General features: G+C 74.1%; 16 protein-coding genes. 1 reads left to right on the forward strand and 15 read right to left on the reverse strand.

Features of this window, described 5'->3' with window-relative positions; all coding sequences use genetic code 11:
• Window positions 1–138 precede the first annotated feature (138 nt).
• Genes IE249_RS29515 through IE249_RS38905 form a run of 7 tightly spaced genes read right to left on the reverse strand, consistent with a single transcriptional unit; the run spans window position 139 to window position 4,449 of the window.
• Window positions 139–1,980 (reverse strand): complex I subunit 5 family protein, encoded by a 1,842-nt coding sequence (locus tag IE249_RS29515; RefSeq protein WP_229859517.1) that lies wholly within the window; start codon window positions 1,978–1,980, stop codon window positions 139–141.
• A gap of 2 nt (window positions 1,981–1,982) precedes the next feature.
• Window positions 1,983–2,330 carry a sodium:proton antiporter gene (locus IE249_RS29520; RefSeq protein ID WP_189709638.1) on the reverse strand — a complete coding sequence of 116 codons (348 nt, stop codon included), beginning with the start codon at window positions 2,328–2,330 and terminating at the stop codon, window positions 1,983–1,985.
• Window positions 2,327–3,142: an MnhB domain-containing protein gene (locus IE249_RS29525; RefSeq protein ID WP_229859518.1), complete on the reverse strand. Its 816-nt coding sequence runs from the start codon at window positions 3,140–3,142 to the stop codon at window positions 2,327–2,329. Before IE249_RS29525 ends, IE249_RS29520 begins: the two co-directional genes overlap by 4 nt.
• Window positions 3,139–3,411, reverse strand: coding sequence for a Na(+)/H(+) antiporter subunit B (locus IE249_RS29530; protein ID WP_189709640.1), 273 nt, complete (start codon window positions 3,409–3,411; stop codon window positions 3,139–3,141). The genes IE249_RS29525 and IE249_RS29530 overlap by 4 nt, the downstream gene beginning before the upstream one ends.
• Window positions 3,408–3,719 carry a monovalent cation/H(+) antiporter subunit G gene (locus IE249_RS29535; RefSeq protein ID WP_229859522.1) on the reverse strand — a complete coding sequence of 104 codons (312 nt, stop codon included), beginning with the start codon at window positions 3,717–3,719 and terminating at the stop codon, window positions 3,408–3,410. Before IE249_RS29535 ends, IE249_RS29530 begins: the two co-directional genes overlap by 4 nt.
• The gene (locus IE249_RS38900; RefSeq protein ID WP_229859524.1) at window positions 3,716–3,979 is read right to left on the reverse strand and encodes a monovalent cation/H+ antiporter complex subunit F; all 264 of its coding nucleotides are present in this window, start codon (window positions 3,977–3,979) and stop codon (window positions 3,716–3,718) included. The genes IE249_RS29535 and IE249_RS38900 overlap by 4 nt, the downstream gene beginning before the upstream one ends.
• Window positions 3,976–4,449, reverse strand: a complete 474-nt coding sequence (locus IE249_RS38905) for a Na+/H+ antiporter subunit E (RefSeq protein WP_229859526.1) — start codon at window positions 4,447–4,449, stop codon at window positions 3,976–3,978. The genes IE249_RS38900 and IE249_RS38905 overlap by 4 nt, the downstream gene beginning before the upstream one ends.
• Window positions 4,450–4,812: 363 nt before the next feature.
• Between IE249_RS38905 and IE249_RS29545 the strand changes: the two genes are divergently transcribed.
• A complete protein-coding gene (locus IE249_RS29545) occupies window positions 4,813–5,760 on the forward strand; it encodes a hypothetical protein (protein WP_189709642.1) in 948 nt (315 codons plus the stop codon).
• Window positions 5,761–5,770: 10 nt separating this feature from the next.
• Here IE249_RS29545 and IE249_RS40320 read toward each other — a convergent pair whose 3' ends face one another.
• From IE249_RS40320 to IE249_RS29585, 8 genes are all read right to left on the reverse strand, one after another.
• On the reverse strand, window positions 5,771–7,723 hold the full coding sequence (locus tag IE249_RS40320) for an SWIM zinc finger family protein (protein ID WP_444544818.1): 1,953 nt from the start codon (window positions 7,721–7,723) through the stop codon (window positions 5,771–5,773).
• Between the two features lie 728 nt (window positions 7,724–8,451).
• On the reverse strand, window positions 8,452–11,364 hold the full coding sequence (locus IE249_RS29555; protein WP_229859532.1) for an SCO1167/SCO6262 family helicase: 2,913 nt from the start codon (window positions 11,362–11,364) through the stop codon (window positions 8,452–8,454).
• A gap of 107 nt (window positions 11,365–11,471) precedes the next feature.
• Window positions 11,472–12,056, reverse strand: a complete 585-nt coding sequence (locus IE249_RS29560; protein ID WP_189709644.1) for a sugar kinase — start codon at window positions 12,054–12,056, stop codon at window positions 11,472–11,474.
• Window positions 12,053–13,201, reverse strand: a complete 1,149-nt coding sequence (locus IE249_RS29565; RefSeq protein WP_189709646.1) for an ROK family glucokinase — start codon at window positions 13,199–13,201, stop codon at window positions 12,053–12,055. The genes IE249_RS29560 and IE249_RS29565 overlap by 4 nt, the downstream gene beginning before the upstream one ends.
• Before the next feature lie 136 nt (window positions 13,202–13,337).
• On the reverse strand, window positions 13,338–14,174 hold the full coding sequence (locus tag IE249_RS29570) for an ATP-binding cassette domain-containing protein (RefSeq protein WP_373304482.1): 837 nt from the start codon (window positions 14,172–14,174) through the stop codon (window positions 13,338–13,340).
• Window positions 14,171–15,211: an ABC transporter permease gene (locus IE249_RS29575; protein ID WP_189709647.1), complete on the reverse strand. Its 1,041-nt coding sequence runs from the start codon at window positions 15,209–15,211 to the stop codon at window positions 14,171–14,173. Before IE249_RS29575 ends, IE249_RS29570 begins: the two co-directional genes overlap by 4 nt.
• Complete coding sequence (locus IE249_RS29580; protein ID WP_189709649.1) at window positions 15,208–16,212, reverse strand: sugar ABC transporter substrate-binding protein; 1,005 nt, start codon at window positions 16,210–16,212, stop codon at window positions 15,208–15,210. Before IE249_RS29580 ends, IE249_RS29575 begins: the two co-directional genes overlap by 4 nt.
• Window positions 16,213–16,445: 233 nt before the next feature.
• Window positions 16,446–17,183 carry a GntR family transcriptional regulator gene (locus IE249_RS29585; RefSeq protein ID WP_189709746.1) on the reverse strand — a complete coding sequence of 246 codons (738 nt, stop codon included), beginning with the start codon at window positions 17,181–17,183 and terminating at the stop codon, window positions 16,446–16,448.
• Window positions 17,184–17,238 lie beyond the last annotated feature (55 nt).

A 17,238-nucleotide genomic window follows, 5' to 3' on the forward strand; every position in this document is an offset into this window, starting at 1 on the left:
CCCGGGCAGGACTCCTGCACCGCTCCCGGGGACCGCCTGCCCGGGCCCCGATCGACCAAGTCACTGTCGCCGCATCGGCCGCATACGCACCGCACGCTCTCACATCTCACGATTTCTCAGGTGCTCGGGTGGAGATCCTCAGAGCAGGGGCAGGCCCACCAGGGCGGCCAGGGCGACCACGCCCACCGTCAGCCAGGCCACGTAGTCGCCGACGTGACCGGAGTGGAGACGGCGCAGTGCCGTGCGGGTCGCCGAGGCGGCGCGCGTCAGGGGGTGTGCGTCGGGCAGCGGGCGCGGGCCCCAGACGGCCTGGGCGGCGAGGGCCATCGCGAGGACGACGGACAGGACGTCGAGGCCGACGCCGGAGGCGGTCCAGTCGGTGTGCAGGGGTCTCGGTGTGCGGGGCGGGACGGGCAGGGACAGGGCGCGCGCGATGTAGGCGGCCTGGTCGGTGAAGGCCTCGGCCGCGTGTCCGAAGGCGGTCCCGCTGTGCGGGAGGAGCCCGAGCACCAGGGAGCCGAGGACCAGGACGGTGATGGCGATGAACATCGTGCGGGGCACGGTGCGCAGTGGTTCGGTCTCCCGTTCCTCCTGCGAGCCCGTGGTCCGCTCGCCGGAGCCGTCCCCGTCGTCGCCCTTGCGGACCGGCCCCCACCCGAAGTGGACGCGCATGCCGGCCCGCAGCACCGCGGCGCCCGTCACGGCGGAGACGAGCACGAACACCGCCGGCGCCCACGGGTAGCCGGCGGCCGCCAGGGCGTCCTCGGTGACGACCTTGCCCAACCCCGTCCCGAACGGGGGCAGTCCGGCCAGGCCGAGGGCCGCGGCGAAGTAGAGCCAGGTGGCGAGACCGGCCTTGCGGCCGCGGCCGTGCAGGGCGAACTCGTCGACGTTGCCGTGCCTGGCCAGCAGGATGCCCACGAGCAGGAACAGCGCCCCCTTCACCCCGGCGTGGCCGACCGCGTAGAGGGCGGACCCGGCCGTGCCGTCGGCGTCGAGACAGGCGAAGCCGAGGGTGAACAGTCCCACGTGCGCGATCGTCGAGTAGGCCAGCAGACGCTTGAGGTGGCGCTGGAGGAAGCACATCAGGGCGCCCGCCAGCGCCGTCAGCGTGCCGAGGACGAGGAAGGCGCGGCGGATGTCGTCGTGCGGGAGCGAGGAGGAGAAGACCACCCAGTACACCCGGGCCGCGCCGTACAGGCCGAGTTCCACCATGACCCCGGAGAACAGCACGCACACCGGGGCGAGGGCGACCGCGTGGGCGTCGGCGAGCCAGAAGTGGAAGGGCACCAGGGCGGCCTTGACCAGGAAGCCGGTGAGGATCAGGACGAAGGCGGCCACGACCAGGGCGTCGGGCCGCCGGCCGGCGAGCAGCCGGCCGAGCTGGGGCAGGCCGAGCTGTCCGAAGCGGGAGTACAGGATGCCGACCCCGGCCAGGGACAGGTACGCGCCCAGCGAGTTGACGATGGCGAAGTTGAGGCCGCCCTGTACCGACGTGGGGTCCTCGATCTTCAGTCCGGTCAGCGCGTAGGCGACCGCGCCCATCAGCTCGAAGAAGACGAACATGTCGAAGACGTCGCCGGACAGGCAGAAGCCCTCCATGCCGGCGAGGAAGAGCAGCATCAGCGCGTGGAAGTACCCGTGCACGGCGGGGTAGTGACGCCGGCTGAACAGCAGGGCGCAGCTCACCAGTCCGCCGATGAGCACGGCCAGGCCGCCGCTCATGGCGTCCGCGACCAGCGGGATGCCCACGCCGAGGCCGCGTGCGGGCTGCCAGGCGCCCTGCCAGGACACCGTGCGCCCGCCCGCGGCCTGGGCCAGGACGAGTCCGGCGCAGGCGGTCACGGCCAGGGCGCAGCAGATGGCGAGCGCGTCCAGCGCCGTGTGGGGCAGCCTGCTGCCCAGAGCGATCAGCGCGCAGGCGACGACGATCGGCAGGGCGACGAGGAACGGCAGCAGGTTGACGGCGGTGTGGGCCACGCTCAGCCCTTCAGTGCGACGAGTTCGTTGGGATCCACCGTGCGCTGCCGCTTGTTGACCTGGATGGCCAGGGCGAGGAGCAGGGCGGTGACGGTGGCCGAGACGACGATGTCGGTGAGGGTCATCGCCTGCACCACGGGATCGACCACGTTGCGGTTGGGGGTGGTGGTCGAGCCGAACACCGGTGCGGTCGCGCCCCGTTGGTAGCCGACGGCGAGCAGCAGCACGTACGTTCCGGACTGGCACACGGACAGGCACACGACCGCGTGCACCATGTTGCGGCTGCGGACGATGCCGTACGCCCCGGCCAGCATCAGCCAGGCCGCCACGCAGTAGGGGTAGATGCTCATTCCTCTTCGCCCCCTTGGTCGTTGCCGTCCCGGTCGTTGCCGTCCCGGTCGCCGCGGTCGCGGTCGCCGCCGTCCTCACGCCCGGCGACGGAGACGGTGAGGTCCTCGGTGAAGAAGTGGGTGAGCAGGACGACGGCTCCGCAGGCCACCTCGACCCCGACCAGCGCGTTGAGCACCGGAACCGTCCCCGCCGAGAACAGGCTGCCGAACGAGCCCATGGGCAGGAAGTTCTGCAGGAACGCGGTGCCGGCGAGGACGCCGATCAGTCCGAGGACGGTGAACATCCCGGCGCCGAGCGCCTCGCCGGCGTCGAACACCTCCACCGGCCGCAGCCGCTCCAGGGCCCGGTAGCTTCCGGCGAGGTAGAGCAGGTGGATTCCGGTCGCCAGCACGACACCGCCCTGGAAGCCGCCGCCCGGGGTCAGATGGCCGTGGGCGACCACGTCGAAGCCGACGATCAGGGTGACGGGCAGCAGAAGGTATCCCAGCAGTCCGGTCGACTCCAGCGTCCGCCCGGTGCGCCGCGGGCGCCGCTCGCTCTCGCGCTGGGCGGGGCGCAGCAGCGCGGCGGCTCCTACCACCGAACCGAGCAGGATGCTCTCCTCACCCAGGGTGTCCAGGGCGCGCTGGTCGAAGTTGACCGCCGACACCACGTTCGCCGTGACGTGCCGTACCGCCGCCGGCACCGCGAGGTCGCGGTAGAGGTGGACGGTCCCGCCGAACCCCGGCATCCGCAGGAAGGCGAGGACCAGCAGCGCGGCCAGCGCCAGCGCGGCCGGCAGGTAGACGGCGAGACGGCCGCGTTCGCTCACTCCTCGTCCTTTCCGGGCCGGCGCGCCTCACCCCGCTGGTCGCGGCGGATCCGCCGGATGGCGAGCATCACCATCAGCGGGACCAGCGCGGCTCCCACGCCGAGCTGGGAGAGCGCCACATCGGGCGCCTGCACGGTCACGAACAGGACGGTCAGCGCCATCCCGAACATCGACAGGACGACCGCCTGCCGTTCCGGCGAGTGGGTGCCGACCACCACCGCGCCGATCGCGGCGACCAGGGTGAGCGCCACGGCGATGATCACGGTCACGACGGCGAGTCCTCGTCGATCAGCCCGGCGCGCTGCGCCAGCACCCTGGCGGTCGCGGCCTCGAGCGCGGGGGCGCTGAGCGCGAGCAGCAGCACGATCAGGATGTCGAGGCCGGCCGTCAGCCCCCAGCCGTTCTCCAGCACCAGCGCGGCTGCGATCAGGGGGGCGCCGAGCGAGGTGGCGGGGGTGAGGAAGTGCAGGCGGTTGTAGGCGCGCCGCATGGCGAGCGCGGCGAGGGCCGACGCCACGACCACCGCCGCCCCGGCGGTCTCGCAGACCAGCGCGGCGATGTGCGCGGGCCCGGTCACGACTCGTCCGCGACGGGCGCGAGCAGCCGGGTGAAGACCAGGGTCCCGGCGAACGACACCAGCACCGTCACCAGCGGCACGATGAGGTACGACGGCTGCCCCAGCCCCTGGATCAGCAGGAGCAGGAACAGTACGGCCACGACGCTGCCGATCTCCAGCCCGATCAGCCGGTCGGCCGGTTCGCCGCGCGCCGTGAGCAGCGCGGCGGGCGGGAAGGCGCCGGCCAGCAGGGCCAGCGCGCCGATCAGCCATGCGTTCACCGGGTGATCGCCTTCTCCGTCGGGGACGTGCTCTCGGACAGGGAGTGCACCACCAGGCGGTGCCGCTCGGGGTCGTCGTCGACGACGTAGGTGCCGGGCGTCGAGGACAGCGCGATGGTGGCCAGCGCCCGACGCGCCGCCGCTACCGGTTCCGGCGCCTCGTGCGGCAGCGGCACCTCGCGTACGCGGCCGGGCGGGCGCTCGTCGCGGGCGTGGCGCAGGGCGGTCCAAAAGACCCGCGCGGTGTCGGCGAGGACCGAGGGCGGCAGCGTGGCCGCCCACCGGATCCAGCCGGGCCTCGGCCGCCAGCAGCCGCCGACGGCCCGTCGCCCGGCGGGCGCGGCCACGGCGGCCGGCAACCCGCAGGCCGCGGCGACCACCAGTTCCTGCCAGGTGACGGACGACAGCGTCAGCAGCCAGACGCCGACGGCCGCCGCCCACCACCACACCACCTCGGCGACTCGGATCACCGCCGCACCTCCGCCCGCACGTCCGCGTGCCGTGTCCGCTCTCCGTGGCCGTCCTGGCGGATGCGGCTCCACCCAGCATCCTGGCCACCGCGCGGACGCTCGCGGCGCAACTACGTCGGCTACGACGGCGCACTCACCCGAATGCCGCGCGAACGCCGCCCGGATGCCGGGCGTGGACGCCGGGCGGTGGACGCCGGGCGGTGGACGCCGGGTGGTGGATGCCAGGTGGTGGATGCCGGGCGTGTGTGCCGGGCATGGATGCGCGTCTCGCCGTACGGACGGGTAGCCGGTTCGCGGCAGGCATTCCGGTAACGATCCAGGTGCGCGCCTTGTGGGAGGTTGTGCCACTTCTAGCATGCGCACATGCCATTCCTCTCACGCCGCGGCAGGAGTTCACGTCTTGCCCCGGAACTCGACGACGCCGATCTGGGCAAGCTCCTGAAGCGTCTGGTGTCGACGGCCCGGTCGAGCACGGCGGGAACGGCGGACCTGTGCGTGGCGCAGATCGCCCGCCTCCTGCGGGAGGAGCCCGACGACTTCGACCGCCGGGCGCACCGGCTGTCCGTACTCGCCGGTTTCCTGCACGAGTCGTACCTGCCGGCCACGTGGGCGAAACGGGAGCCGCGCAACGCGGACGCCCTGGTGCTGCGGTCGTGGGCCGACCTCGAACGGGGCCGGAGCGCGGGCGGGTTGACGGATGCCGCCGCGGTGTGGAAACGGTGCCTGCTGGCGGCCGAGCTCGCCCCGCAGGACCCGACGCCGTGGGTGGTGATGCTCAACGTGGCCCGTGTGGAGGGGTATGCGCGCACGGACGTCTTCGGCGTCTGGAACGAGATAGTCGCGCGCGACCGCTGGCACCGCGAGGCGTACCTGAGCATGCTCGCCTACCTGAGCCCGCAGGAGGCTGGTTCACTCCCCCAACTCCTGGAGTTCGTCGACTCGGTGCGGACCCACATGCCGGCCAACGCCCCCTGCGCCGCCGTGGAACTCACCGCCCACGTCATGCAGTACCACTCCGCGGTGGCCCGCGGTGGCGCGATGGGGCTGCTGGCGGGCAACCACTGGAGGGGACCGCAGGCGGCCGAACTGCTGGACCGGGCGAGGGTGACCTGGCCCCAGCCGACGTTCTTCTCCCACGCGGCCGCCGTCGCCGACCTCAACCTGCTCGCCTACGCGCTGACCGCGGCCGGCCGGCGACGCGAATCCGTACCCGTCTTCGAGGCCATCGACGGGAAGGTCACCGACTGGCCGTGGCGCAGCGACGGGGACCCGCTGGCCGTCTTCGAGTCCGCGCGCGCCAAGGCGGGTTGAGCCGCCGGGATCACAGGTCGCCCGGGGTGGCGAGGCCGGTCAGGGCGCCCACCGGGTCCAGGTCCGGGGTGCCGCGGGGCCACCAGTCGTCGCGGCCCGGCTCGGACTCGTAGGCGTACCACAGTCCGTCCCGGCCCAGGCGGAGCTGGAGGTGGCCGCGGGGGTGGGTGAGCCGGTTGTGCCGGGGGCGGAAGGCGGGGAGGTCGGCGGCCAGGAGCAGCGGGCGTGCCCGGTCGAAGCGCCCGGCCGGGGGATCCCACGTCTCCTCCAGGACGGCCAGTCCCTCCAGGCCACCCTGCCGCCAGGCGGCCACCGCGCGGGCGAGGTCGGCGGGTGTGCGTCCGGTGGCCGAGGCGAGGGACGCGTACAGCGAGCGGGTCGCGGCGGTCAGTCCGGAGCCGGGGCGCGCGGCGGCCAGGCGCACCGCGTCCTGCCAGAGCGTCAGCCCGCCGACGGGGTCCCGTCCGGTGGTGAGCAGGGCGTGGGCGCGGGCGGCGGCGTCGGTGGCCAACTGGTCGAGCGCGAAGGGGTCGGGGCCGCCCGGCACCGCCGGGTACACCGGCGGCTGCCCGGGGTGCGGGGGCGGGGGCAGGGGTGCGGGCAGGGGTGGCAGGCGGCGCTGCGCCAGTACGTCGGCGGCGCGCAACCCGGGCAGCGGTGCGGCCTCCTTGTCCTGCGCGGCGCGGGCGGCATGGGTGGCGCTGCGGCGGGAGAGGGCGTCGAGCAGCGCGCGCTCGCCCCGGCCGCGCAGGAGCAACAGCACGAAGGGGTCAGCGTCCAGCAGGCGTGCCGTCTGGTAGCAGAGGGCGGCGGCGTGCTTGCAGGGGTGGCCTCGGTCGGGGCAGCTGCAGTGGGGGTCCAGGTCGCCGGGGCCGGGCAGCAGGGGGACGCCGCAGTCGGCGAGGGACTGGGGCATCTCCTTGTCCAGCAGCGCGGCGATGTGCCCCGGGCGCTCGGCGGCGGCGTCCAGGAACCGGTCCCAGTCGGCGTCGTCCAGGGTCCGCAGCCGTACCTGCACCCGGTACGGCCGCGGGCGGCTGCCCCGCACATACGCCAGCACCAGGCCCGGCGTGACGGTGATCGCGTCCACGTGCCCCGTCTCCGCGTAGCCGCGCCCCCGCGCGAGCCGCGCCGAATCCAGCGCCCCCTCCTCCAGCGCGGTGACCCATGCGTTGCCCCACCACGTCTCGGCGAAGCCGCCACCCTCGCGCGCCCGCGGCGGCAAAGCCGGGAACGTGCGCCGGAGTTCCCCGTCCCGGCCGGGCGCGGCCATACTCCGCGGCACCCGCGGCACAACGGGCCCACCCGCCTCGTCCCCGGAACCGGCCTCGGCCCTCGGGGGGTCCGGGGTACCGGCGGACGGCGCGGGTGGGGTGCCGGCGGACGGCGCTGCCGGCGTGTGGGTGTCCCAGGACGGCGCGGTGCCGGCGGACCGCGTGGCCGGGCTGCCGGCGGCACGTGTTCGCGGGGTACCGGCTGCCCCTGCGGGCGGGGTATCGGTGGCCCGCGACGTCGGGGTGCCGGTGGGCCGCGCGGCGGTGGCGCCCGTGGGCCTCGTGCCCGGGGTGCCGGCTGCCCCCTGCTTGGCTGGGGCATCGGTGGCTCGCCTGCGAGTCGCGCCCGCGCGGGGCTCCCGCTCCCCCTGCGCGTCACGCCGGGCCAGCGCGGCCCGTAGCGCCTCCCGCGCGGCATCGCCGGGGCGTCCGGTGGGCCAAGTCGCGGGGCCCTGCGGCGCGGTGGCGGTCAAGTTGGTGGCGGCCGGGTCGGCCGGAGGCGGGGCGGTTGCCGGTTCGGCGCCCGCCTCGCGGGGGCGCCGGGTCGCGGTGCCCGGGGTCTCACCGCTTTCCGGAGGCTCCCCCGGCGGCGCGTCGGACGATGCGGCCCCCGTGGGCCGAGTCGTCGTGGCTTCCTCGCCGGATGCCTGGGCCCGCGCGCTACGGCGGCCGGACACCGCCTGGCGCAGAGCAGCCCGGGCCGCGTCGGCCGGGCCGCGAGCGGGGGCCGCGCCCAGTGGCCCGCCGGCCCCGGCCGTGTCGGCCGAACCACCGGCGCCGGTCGCGCCGCCGGAGCGCCCGCTTCCGGCCTCGCCCACCGTGCCACCGGCGCCGGCCTCGCCGGTCGTGCCACCGGCACCGGACGCCCCGGCCGAGCAACCGACGTCGGGCGCGTCGGACGCACCGTGATTGGCCGCTGCGGCGACCGGGCCCCCCGAGCTGGTCTCACCGTCCAGGCGGCTTTCCCCGATCCCACCGGACGTGCTGCCGCCCCGGGCCGGGCCCGCCGGCCCACCGGTGGCGTCCGGGGTGTCCGTGGCCGCCGGGGTGTCGGTGGTGCCCGGGGTGCCGGGCTCGGCCGCTTCGGTCCGGCCGTCGGGGTCGGTGGCGGCGGCGTGGGTTGGCTCTGTGGTGCGGGAGGGGGTGGGGTGCCGGCGGGCCGCGCGTAGGGCGCGGCGGGCCGCGTCGGCAGGGCGGGACGCGTCGACCGGGCGGGACGCGTCGACCGGGCCGGCCGCCTGGGCGGAGCGAGCCGCGTCGGCGGGGCCGGCCGTCTCGGCCGGACGAGCCGCGTCGGTGCGGGTCCCGTCGGCCGGGCCGGCCACGTCGACCGGACGAGCCGCGTCAGCGGGACCAACCCCCTCGGCCAGGTGAGCCGCATCAGTGGGGCGGGCCCCGTCGGTGGGGCGGGGGCCCATCAGGGGGCCTCCCTTCGCAGCGATACCAGGTCGGACAGTTCACGGTCGGTGAGTTCGGTGAGGGCGGACTCGCCGGTGCCGAGGATGGCGTCCGCGAGGGCGCGCTTCGCGGCGAGCATCTCCGCCACGCGGTCCTCGACCGTGCCCTCGGTGATCAGGCGGTGGACCTGGACGGGCTGGGTCTGCCCGATGCGGTAGGCACGGTCCGTGGCCTGGTCCTCGACCGCGGGGTTCCACCAGCGGTCGAAGTGGACGACGTGACCCGCGCGGGTGAGGTTCAGGCCGGTGCCGGCCGCCTTGAGGGACAGGACGAGAACGGGGGTGGCCCCGCTCTGGAAGCGGTCCACCATCCGCTCGCGCTCGGGGACCGGCGTACCGCCGTGGAGGAGGTCGACGGGGACGGCGCGGGCGGCGAGGTGGCCGGTGATCAGGCGGGCCATGCCGACGTACTGGGTGAAGACCAGCGCCGAGCCGTCCTCGGCGAGCAGGGTGTCCAGCAACTCGTCCAGCAGGGCGAGTTTCCCGGACCGGGCGGCGAGCCCGTCGCCCCCGCGCGGGTGGTCCTCCTTCAGATACAGCGCCGGGTGGTCACAGATCTGTTTGAGCGAGGTCAGCAGCTTCAGCACCAGCCCGCGCCGTGCCATGCCCTTGGAGGACTCGATGGCGGACATCGACTCGCGCACCACCGCCTCGTACAGCGCGGCCTGTTCCCGGGTGAGCGGGACCGGGTGGTCCGTCTCCGTCTTCGGCGGCAGCTCGGGGACGATGCCGGGGTCGGACTTCTTGCGGCGCAGCAGGAACGGCCGCACCAGGCGGGCCAGGCGCTCCACGGCCTCCTCGTCCTCGCCGTTCTCCACCGCGCGCGCGTGCCGGGCGCGGAAGGACTTGAGCGGGCCGAGGAGCCCGGGGGTGGTCCAGTCGAGCAGGGCCCACAGCTCGGAGAGGTTGTTCTCGACGGGGGTGCCGGTGAGGGCCACGCGCGCGGGGGACGGGATCGTGCGCAGGGCCTTGGCGGTCGCCGAGTACGGGTTCTTGACGTGCTGGGCCTCGTCCGCCACGACCATGCCCCACTGCTGTTGGGCGAGCAGCGCGGCGGCCGACCGCATGGTGCCGTAGGTGGTGAGGACGAAGCCGCCGTCGACGCCGTCCAGGGTGCGGTCGGAGCCGTGGAAGCGGCGGACGGGCGTACCGGGGGCGAACCGGGTGATCTCCCGCTGCCAGTTGCCGAGCAGGGAGGCCGGGCAGACCACCAGGGTGGGCGCGGTGCGGGCGCGCTTGAGGTGGAGGGCGATGAGGGTGATCGTCTTGCCGAGGCCCATGTCGTCGGCGAGGCAGCCGCCGAGTCCGAGCGAGGTCATGAGGTCGAGCCAGGCCAGGCCCCGCAACTGGTAGTCGCGCAGCGTGGCGTTGAGGGCCGGTGGCGGCTCGGCGGGGGCGACGCCGGCCGTCAGCCGGTCCCGCAGGGTCGCCAGCGCACCGGCCGGGACCGCCTCGACGATCTCGCCGTCGACCTCGGCGGTGCCGGTGAGGGCGACGGACAGGGCGTCGACCGGGTCCAGCAGGCCCAGGTCGCGTTTGCGTGCCCGGCGGACCAGGGCCGGGTCGACGAGCACCCAGCGGTCCCGGAGCCGTACGACGGGACGGTGGGCCTCGGCGAGGGCGTCCATCTCGGCCTCGCTGAGGGGGTCGCCGCCGAGCGCCAGTTGCCAGCGGAAGCTGAGCAGTTGCTCGCTCTCGAAGAAGCCGGTGCCGTCGGTCGCGGAGCCCGGCGCGGGCCGCACCACGGCGGCGGCGGTGAGGTCCTGCGCCAGGTCGCGGGGCCATTGCACGGCGACCCCGGCGGCCGCGAGCCGGGTGGCCGCCGCCCCGAGCAGTTCGCCGGCCTCCTCCTCGGACAGGGCGAGGACGTCGGGCACCTCCTGCTCGCAGAGCCGGTCCAGCGGGGGCCAGACACGCGCGGCCCGCCGCACCGCGAGGGCGGCGTCCACGCGCGCGCGTGGCCCGAACGCGGCGTCGGCCTCCCCCGCCCACAGGGCCGCCGCGTCGGCCACGAGGGTGGGGTCGGCGAGGCTGTGCACCTGGACGATCGCCGCGCCCGCGGCCCGCGCCGCCGTGTCGTCGGCGCGGTCGAACAGGTCGTACGCCGCCAGGTCCAGCCGCAGGGAGATCCGCACGCCCGCGTCCATGCCGGCGGCCACCTCTGCGGCCCAGTCGTGGGCGTGCGGCAGGTGCTGGGGCCGGGGGTCGGCGAACGGCCGGCCCGAGGTGTGGGCCGCGGCCGGGGTACGGGGCAGGGTGTCGGCGACCGCGTCGAGGAAGGCGCGCAGCAGCGCCTCGGGTTCGGGCAGGCGCAGCGGTCCGGAGCCGGGCAGCGGGGTCGCGTGACCCTCGTACGGCAGGGCGGCGGCGATCGCGCGCAGGTGGGCCACGTCGTCCGGGTCGAGGGGGCCCGCGCGCCAGGCGTCGTGCTCGGTGGCGGTGAGGCCGGGCAGGAGGCGGCCGCGGGCGGTGAGCCGCAGGGCGTGGAGGGCGGCGGCGCCCCAGCAGGCGGTGGCGGGGTGGGCCGCCGGGTCGTGCCGGGCGCGCACGAGGTGGGGCAGGGCCTCCTCGACCGGCAGGGTCAGGGCGGGGGCGGTCCTGCGGCGGGCGCCGGCGCCGTGCCGCCGTACGACGGTGAGGTCCGTAGGCGTGTGCGTGGGTGCGGGTGCGTCGGGAGCAGCGCGGGGTGTGGCCGGCGCGGGGCCCCGTTCGCCCCACACCTGTCCGTCGGGGTCCCAGAAGGCGACGCGTCCCTCGCGCGGGAGGGACGCCGGCAGGAAGACGGCGGCGAGCCGCACGGACAGGGCGCCCTCCGCGCCGTCCGTCGTCCCGTCCGCCGTGTCGTGCGGCGTCGTCGCCACCGCGTCGCGCATACGTCCTGTCACCTCCCGCCCTTCCCGTCGCGTCGGTCGTCTTCGACTCTACGGGCGGCCTCTGACAATCGGCTCCGGCGCGGGTGCGGGCCCCGGCGCCGGCCGGGTCAGGGGACGGTGCGGGAGACGACGTAGACCATCGGAAGGACCGGGTTGGACATGTTGACGACCACGTCCTGGGTGGGGGCCGGGTTCTTCTGGCTGTGGGTGAGGCCCCACCACGGGCCCTGGCTGGTGAAGGTCCAGCCGGTGATCTTCTTGTCCCGGTCGCCGACCGTGATCGCGCCCTTCTTCAGATCGGCGCGGTTGACACCGAGGGCGTCGAGGAAGGTCTCCAGGCCCGGCTCGGTGGTCCGGAACTGCACGTAGAGGCGGCTGGTCTTCCAGTTGTTCGTCTCGTAGTACGCGACCCGGTCCGCGGGGTGCGGGATGAGCACCTGGTAGATGCGCTGCTGGACCTTGGCCGGGTAGCCGGCGGTGAGGCCGGTCGCGGAGTACTTGGCCTCCTTGTCCTTGCCGCTGTTGCGGCTCTGGGCGGCGGAGATCATCAGGTAGCCGGCCGGGACGCCGATGAGCAGCACGATGATCAGCAGGGTCAGCGCCCTGCGCCGGTTGCGGTGGCGGCGGTCCTCGGCGGGCCGGGGCGGCGGTTCGTCCGGGGGCGCCGCCTGGCGGGGCAGGGACATCGTCACAGCGCCTCCCGGGCCGTGCGCCGGGCCTCCGCGTAGCGTTCGTAGCGCTCGTGGCGCTCGACGCGGCGGCGCTTGGCGCGCCGGAAGCGGCGGGCGACGAGCCGGGCGAGGTCGGCGGCGCCGACCATGCCGGCCTCGGGGCCGAGCTGGGCGCGGGTGATGCGCGCCTCGGGGCGGTAGCCGCGGCCGGTGAGGTGGCGCTTGAAGGCGTCCCGCGCGGGGCCGATGAGCAGGTCGTCGGCCGCGGAGACGCCGCCGCCGACGACGAAGCAGGACGGGTCGAGGGCGGCGGCGAGGTTGGCGATGCCGACGCCGAGCCACTGGCCGATGTCCTGGAGGAGCTCGACGCACATGGCGTCGCCCTCGCGGGCCAGCTCGGTGATCATCGGGCCGGTGATGTCGCCGATGTTGCCCTTGACGTGCTCGATGATGCCGTAGGCGACCGGGGAGTCGGCCGCGGCCAGCTCACGCGCCTCGCGCACCAGCGCGTTGCCGGAGCTGTACTGCTCCCAGCAGCCGCGGTTGCCGCACGGGCAGCGGTGGCCGCCGGGGACGACCTGCATGTGCCCGAACTCGCCGGCCACGCCGTACTTGCCCCGCTTGACCTGGCCGTCCTCCAGGATCGCGCCGCCGATGCCGGTGCCGAGCGTGATCATGACGAGGTGGTCCTCGCCGCGGCCCGCGCCGAAGCGCCACTCGGCCCAGGCGGCGGCGTTGGCGTCGTTGTCGACCAGGACCGGTACCGAAAGGCGTTCGGAGAGGCGGTCGCGCAGCGGCTCGTTGCGCCAGGACAGGTGGGGTGCGAACAGGACGCGGTTGCGGTCGGCGTCGACCCAGCCGGCCGCGCCGATGCCGACCGCGTGCACGTCGTGCCGGTCGGACAGGTCCAGGACGAGCTCGACGATGGTGTCCTCGACGACCTTCGGGCTCTTGGACTTGTCCGGGGTCTCGGTGCGCAGCCGCTCCAGGATGTTGCCGTCGGCGTCGACGACGCCCGCCATCACCTTGGTGCCGCCGATGTCGATGCCGACCGTGGGCACCCGGGGCGCCGTCAGGTGGCTGCGGCGCTCGCGCGTGCCCACGGTGCGCAGGACCGGGGCGCGGCGGGAGCCGATGGGGGCGGTGAGGTCGCGGTAGGTGCTCATCGGCCCCGATTCTGCCTCACGCGCGTTAAGGGTGGGGTACAGGGAGGCGGGGGTGGGACGGGCCGGCGGCCGGGCGCGGGCGCCGCGGGACCGGTCGCGCCCGGGGCCCGGACCGGCCTCCGCGGGGGCCCGCCGCTCAGCTCCGCCGCAGCTCGTGGCGCAGGTCGTCGAGCTCGCTGCCGCCCGCCATCTGGCGTGTGAGCTCCTCCAGGGTGATCGCGTCACGGGTGTGGTTGCCGGCCATCGCGCCCCTCTTCAGCAGGACGAAGCGGTCACCCACGAGATACGCGTGGTGCGGGTTGTGGGTGATGAAAACAACGCCCAGGCCCTCGTCGCGTGCCGCCGCCACATACTTCAGCACCGTGCCCGACTGCTTCACGCCCAGGGCCGCGGTCGGCTCGTCGAGGACGAGCACCTTCGCGCCGAAGTGCACCGCCCGCGCGATCGCCACGCACTGGCGTTCGCCGCCGGAGAGGGTGCCGATGGGCTGGTCGACGTCGCGCAGGTCGATGCCCATCCGCAGCATTCCCTCCCGGGTCGTCCTGCGCATGAGGTCGACGTCCAGGCGCTTGAAGGGGCCGGCGCCCTTGCGGGGCTCGGAGCCGAGGAAGAAGTTGCGCCACACCGGCATCAGGCCGACGACCGCGAGGTCCTGGTGGACGGTGGCGATGCCCCGGTCCAGGGCCTCGCGCGGGGAGGCGAGCCGGGTCTCCTCGCCCTCGACGCGCAGGACGCCGCCGCCGTGCTGGTGCAGTCCCGCGATGATCTTGATCAGGGTCGACTTGCCGGCCCCGTTGTCGCCCAGCACGCAGGTGATCTCCCCGGCGTGCACCTCGAGGGAGACGCCGTGGAGGGCGCGTACGGCGCCGTAGTGCTTGCTGACGTCGGACAGCTCCACCAGCGCCGTACGTGCGTCGGTACGCGCTTCGGCACCTGCTTCGGCGCCTGCTCCGGTACGTGCGGTCCGCGTCACTTGGTGGCCTCCGCCCGCTTGCGGACCCAGGTGTTGAGCAGGGTCGCGAGGAGCAGCATCGCTCCGAGGAAGAACTTGAACCAGTCGGGGTTCCACTCGGCGAAGACGATGCCCTTGCTGGTCATGCCGAACAGAAGCGCGCCGACCGCCGAGCCGATGGCGCTGCCGTAGCCGCCGGTGATCAGACAGCCGCCGATGACGGCGGCGATGATGTAGATCAGCTCGTTGCCCACGCCCTCGCCGGACTGCACCGCGTCGAAGGAGAAGAGCAGGTGCTGGCCGGAGATCCAGGCGCCGAGGGCGACGCCCATGTAGAGGCCGATCTTGGTCCTGGTGACCGGCACGCCGACCGCGCGGGCCGCGTCCTTGTTGCCGCCGACCGCGAAGATCCAGTTGCCGGTGCGGGTGCGCAGCAGGATCCAGGTGGCGACGGCGACCAGGCCGAGCCACCACAGGATGGTGACCTTGAAGCCGACGCCGCCGACAGTGAGCGTGGAGGCGAACACGGCGTGGGCGGCCGGGAAGCCCTCCATGTCGGCGATGGTCTTGGTGGAGACGGTGCCGTCGATCAGCTTGGTGAGGCCGAGGTTGGCGCCGGTCAGCATGAGGAAGGTGCCCAGCGTGACGATGAAGCTGGGCAGGCCGGTGCGGGTCAGCACGTAGCCGTTGAGGGCGCCGATGGCGAGGGTGACCAGCAGGGAGACGCCGACGCCCACCCAGACGTCGGCGGTCATCTGGTAGCTGAACATCGAGGAGACCAGCGCCGAGGAGGTCACCAGGACGCCGGCCGACAGGTCGAACTCGCCGCCGATCATGAGCAGCGCGACCGGGACCGCCATGATGCCGATGGCCGAGGACGCGTACAGCACGGTGCTGAGGCTGGAGGCGCGCAGGAAGCCGTCCGCGGCCAGGGAGAAGAAGACCAGGACGGCGATCGCGCCGACGACCGAGCCGAGCTCGGGGCGGGTCAGCAGCCGGCGCAGCGGCGAGGTCTGCAGAATCCTTTCATCAGATGCGCGTTCCAGGGTCGCGCTCATCGGGTGCCCCGCTTGGTGTACTCCGCGAGGGCGGCCGCCTGGTCCTTGGTGACGATCTGCGGGCCGGTGAGCACCGGCTTGCCGCCACCGAGGGCGTCGCCGTTGTACTTGTGGAGCCACAGAAGGTCGACGGCCTCGTAGCCCTGGAGGTACGGCTGCTGGTCGACGGCGAAGCCGAGCGTGCCGTCCTGGAGCTCGGCGGCGACCTTGGCGTTGAGGTCGAAGGTGTCGATCTCGGCGCCGCTGCCCGCGTCCGCCTTCGCCTTCACCGCGGTGTCGGCGTAGGGAGCGCCCAGCGTGACGACCGCGTCGACGGACTTGTCCGCCTGGAGCTTGGCGCCGATCGCCGACTGCACGTCCGGCATGCTCGTGCCGTTGACGTAGAGGTTCTCCACCTTGCCGGAGAAGGTCTTGGCCACGCCGGCGCAGCGCTGCTCGTGGCCGACGTTGCCCTGCTCGTGCAGGACGCACAGCGCCTTCTTCCTGCCGCGCTTGTTCAACTCCTCGCCCACGGCCTCGCCGGCCACGGTCTCGTCCTGGCCCACGTGGGTGAGGGCGCCGAAGGCCTTGGACTCCGCGGAGCCGGAGTTGACCGTGATCACGGGGATGCCGGCCTTCTCCGCGCGGGCCACGGCTGCCTTGAGCGCGTCGGGCTTGGCCAGCGTGACGATGATGCCGTCGACCTTCTTGTCGACCGCGGCGTCCACGAGCTGCGCCTGCTGCTGGGCCTCGGCGTCGTGCGAGTAGAGGAAGTTGATGTTGTCCTTGACGGCGGCCTGCCGGGCACCGCTCTGCACGATGTCCCAGAAGGTGTCGCCATCACCCGAGTGGGTGATCATCGCGAAGGTCCAGCGGGGAGTGTTCACCGCGGCCCTCCCCTGTGCCGCGGCTGCCTCGCGGGCGTCCTCCGCCCGTTTGCCGCCGGTGCTGCTGCACCCCGCGAGGGATACCGACAGCGCCCCCGCCAGCGCGATGACTGCCCAGGTTGGAAACCGTGCCACGAGGCCGTGCCCTTCTTGCTTGCCGTGCCGTGCTCGAACGTACGCGCGGGGCCGATGACGACCTCATCAGCCCCGAACGTCGCATTATCGGACACGAGGACCCGCACTCCGGTCATCGGGGAGGGCACTTCGGTCACATTGTCCGGACATGCATACGTCACGGGGCGTGCCGCTGGGTGCGGCATGGGCACGGCACTGGGCACGACCGTGGCGGGCCGGCTGCGGGCGCGGGCTCAGGAGCGTACGAGCAGCTGGAACTCGAAGGAGTAGCGGGACGGCCGGTAGGTGTGGGTGCCGAACTCGACCGCGCGGCCGGTGTCGTCGAAGGTGGCGCGCTGCATGGTGAGCAGCGGTGCGCCCTCTTCCTCGCCGAGCCGCTCGGCCTCGTCGAAGGTGGCGGCACGGGCACCGATGGACTGGCGGGCACTGTGCAGGGTGATCCCGGCGGAGCGCATCAGCCGGTACAGACCGGTGGCCTCGAGCTGCCCGGTGTCCAGCTCCAGCAGGCCGGACGGCAGATGGTTGATCAGGTACGCCATCGGCTCGCCGTGCGCGAGCCGCAGCCGCTCGATGCGGTGCACCTCGCTGTCCTCCGCCACCCCTAGGGCGGCGGCGACCTCCGCCGAGGCGGGCACGACGGTGTTGACGAGGACCTTGGTCGCCGGGCGCTGGCCGGCCGCCTCCAGGTCGTCGTAGAGGCTGCTGAGCTCCAGGGGGCGCTTGACCTGGCTGTGCACGACCTGGGTACCGACGCCCCGGCGCCGCACCAGGAGCCCCTTGTCGACCAGGGACTGGATGGCCTGGCGGACGGTGGGGCGGGACAGGCCGAGCCGTGCGGCGAGTTCGATCTCGTTGCCCAGCAGGCTGCCCGGGGTGAGCGTGCCGCGCTCGATCGCGGCCTCCAGCTGCTGCGCCAGCTGGAAGTACAGCGGCACCGGTGAGCTGCGGTCCACACTGAGCCCGAGCGCCACGGTCGGGTCCTCTTCTGGTTTCGGCACGGCCCGAGCGTAGTCCTGCGGCCGGTTG

It is taken from the genome of Streptomyces anandii JCM 4720, assembly GCF_014650655.1.
GTDB lineage: Bacteria > Actinomycetota > Actinomycetes > Streptomycetales > Streptomycetaceae > Streptomyces > Streptomyces anandii.

Excerpts from the sequence above, each read along its gene's own strand:
- IE249_RS29555 (WP_229859532.1), bottom strand. The coding sequence starts at position 11,364 with ATGCGCGACGCGGTGGCGACGACGCCGCACGACACGGCGGACGGGACG.
- IE249_RS29520 (WP_189709638.1), bottom strand. The coding sequence starts at position 2,330 with ATGAGCATCTACCCCTACTGCGTGGCGGCCTGGCTGATGCTGGCCGGG.
- IE249_RS29545 (WP_189709642.1), top strand. The coding sequence starts at position 4,813 with ATGCCATTCCTCTCACGCCGCGGCAGGAGTTCACGTCTTGCCCCGGAA.
- IE249_RS29565 (WP_189709646.1), bottom strand. The coding sequence starts at position 13,201 with ATGAGCACCTACCGCGACCTCACCGCCCCCATCGGCTCCCGCCGCGCC.
- IE249_RS29575 (WP_189709647.1), bottom strand. The coding sequence starts at position 15,211 with ATGAGCGCGACCCTGGAACGCGCATCTGATGAAAGGATTCTGCAGACC.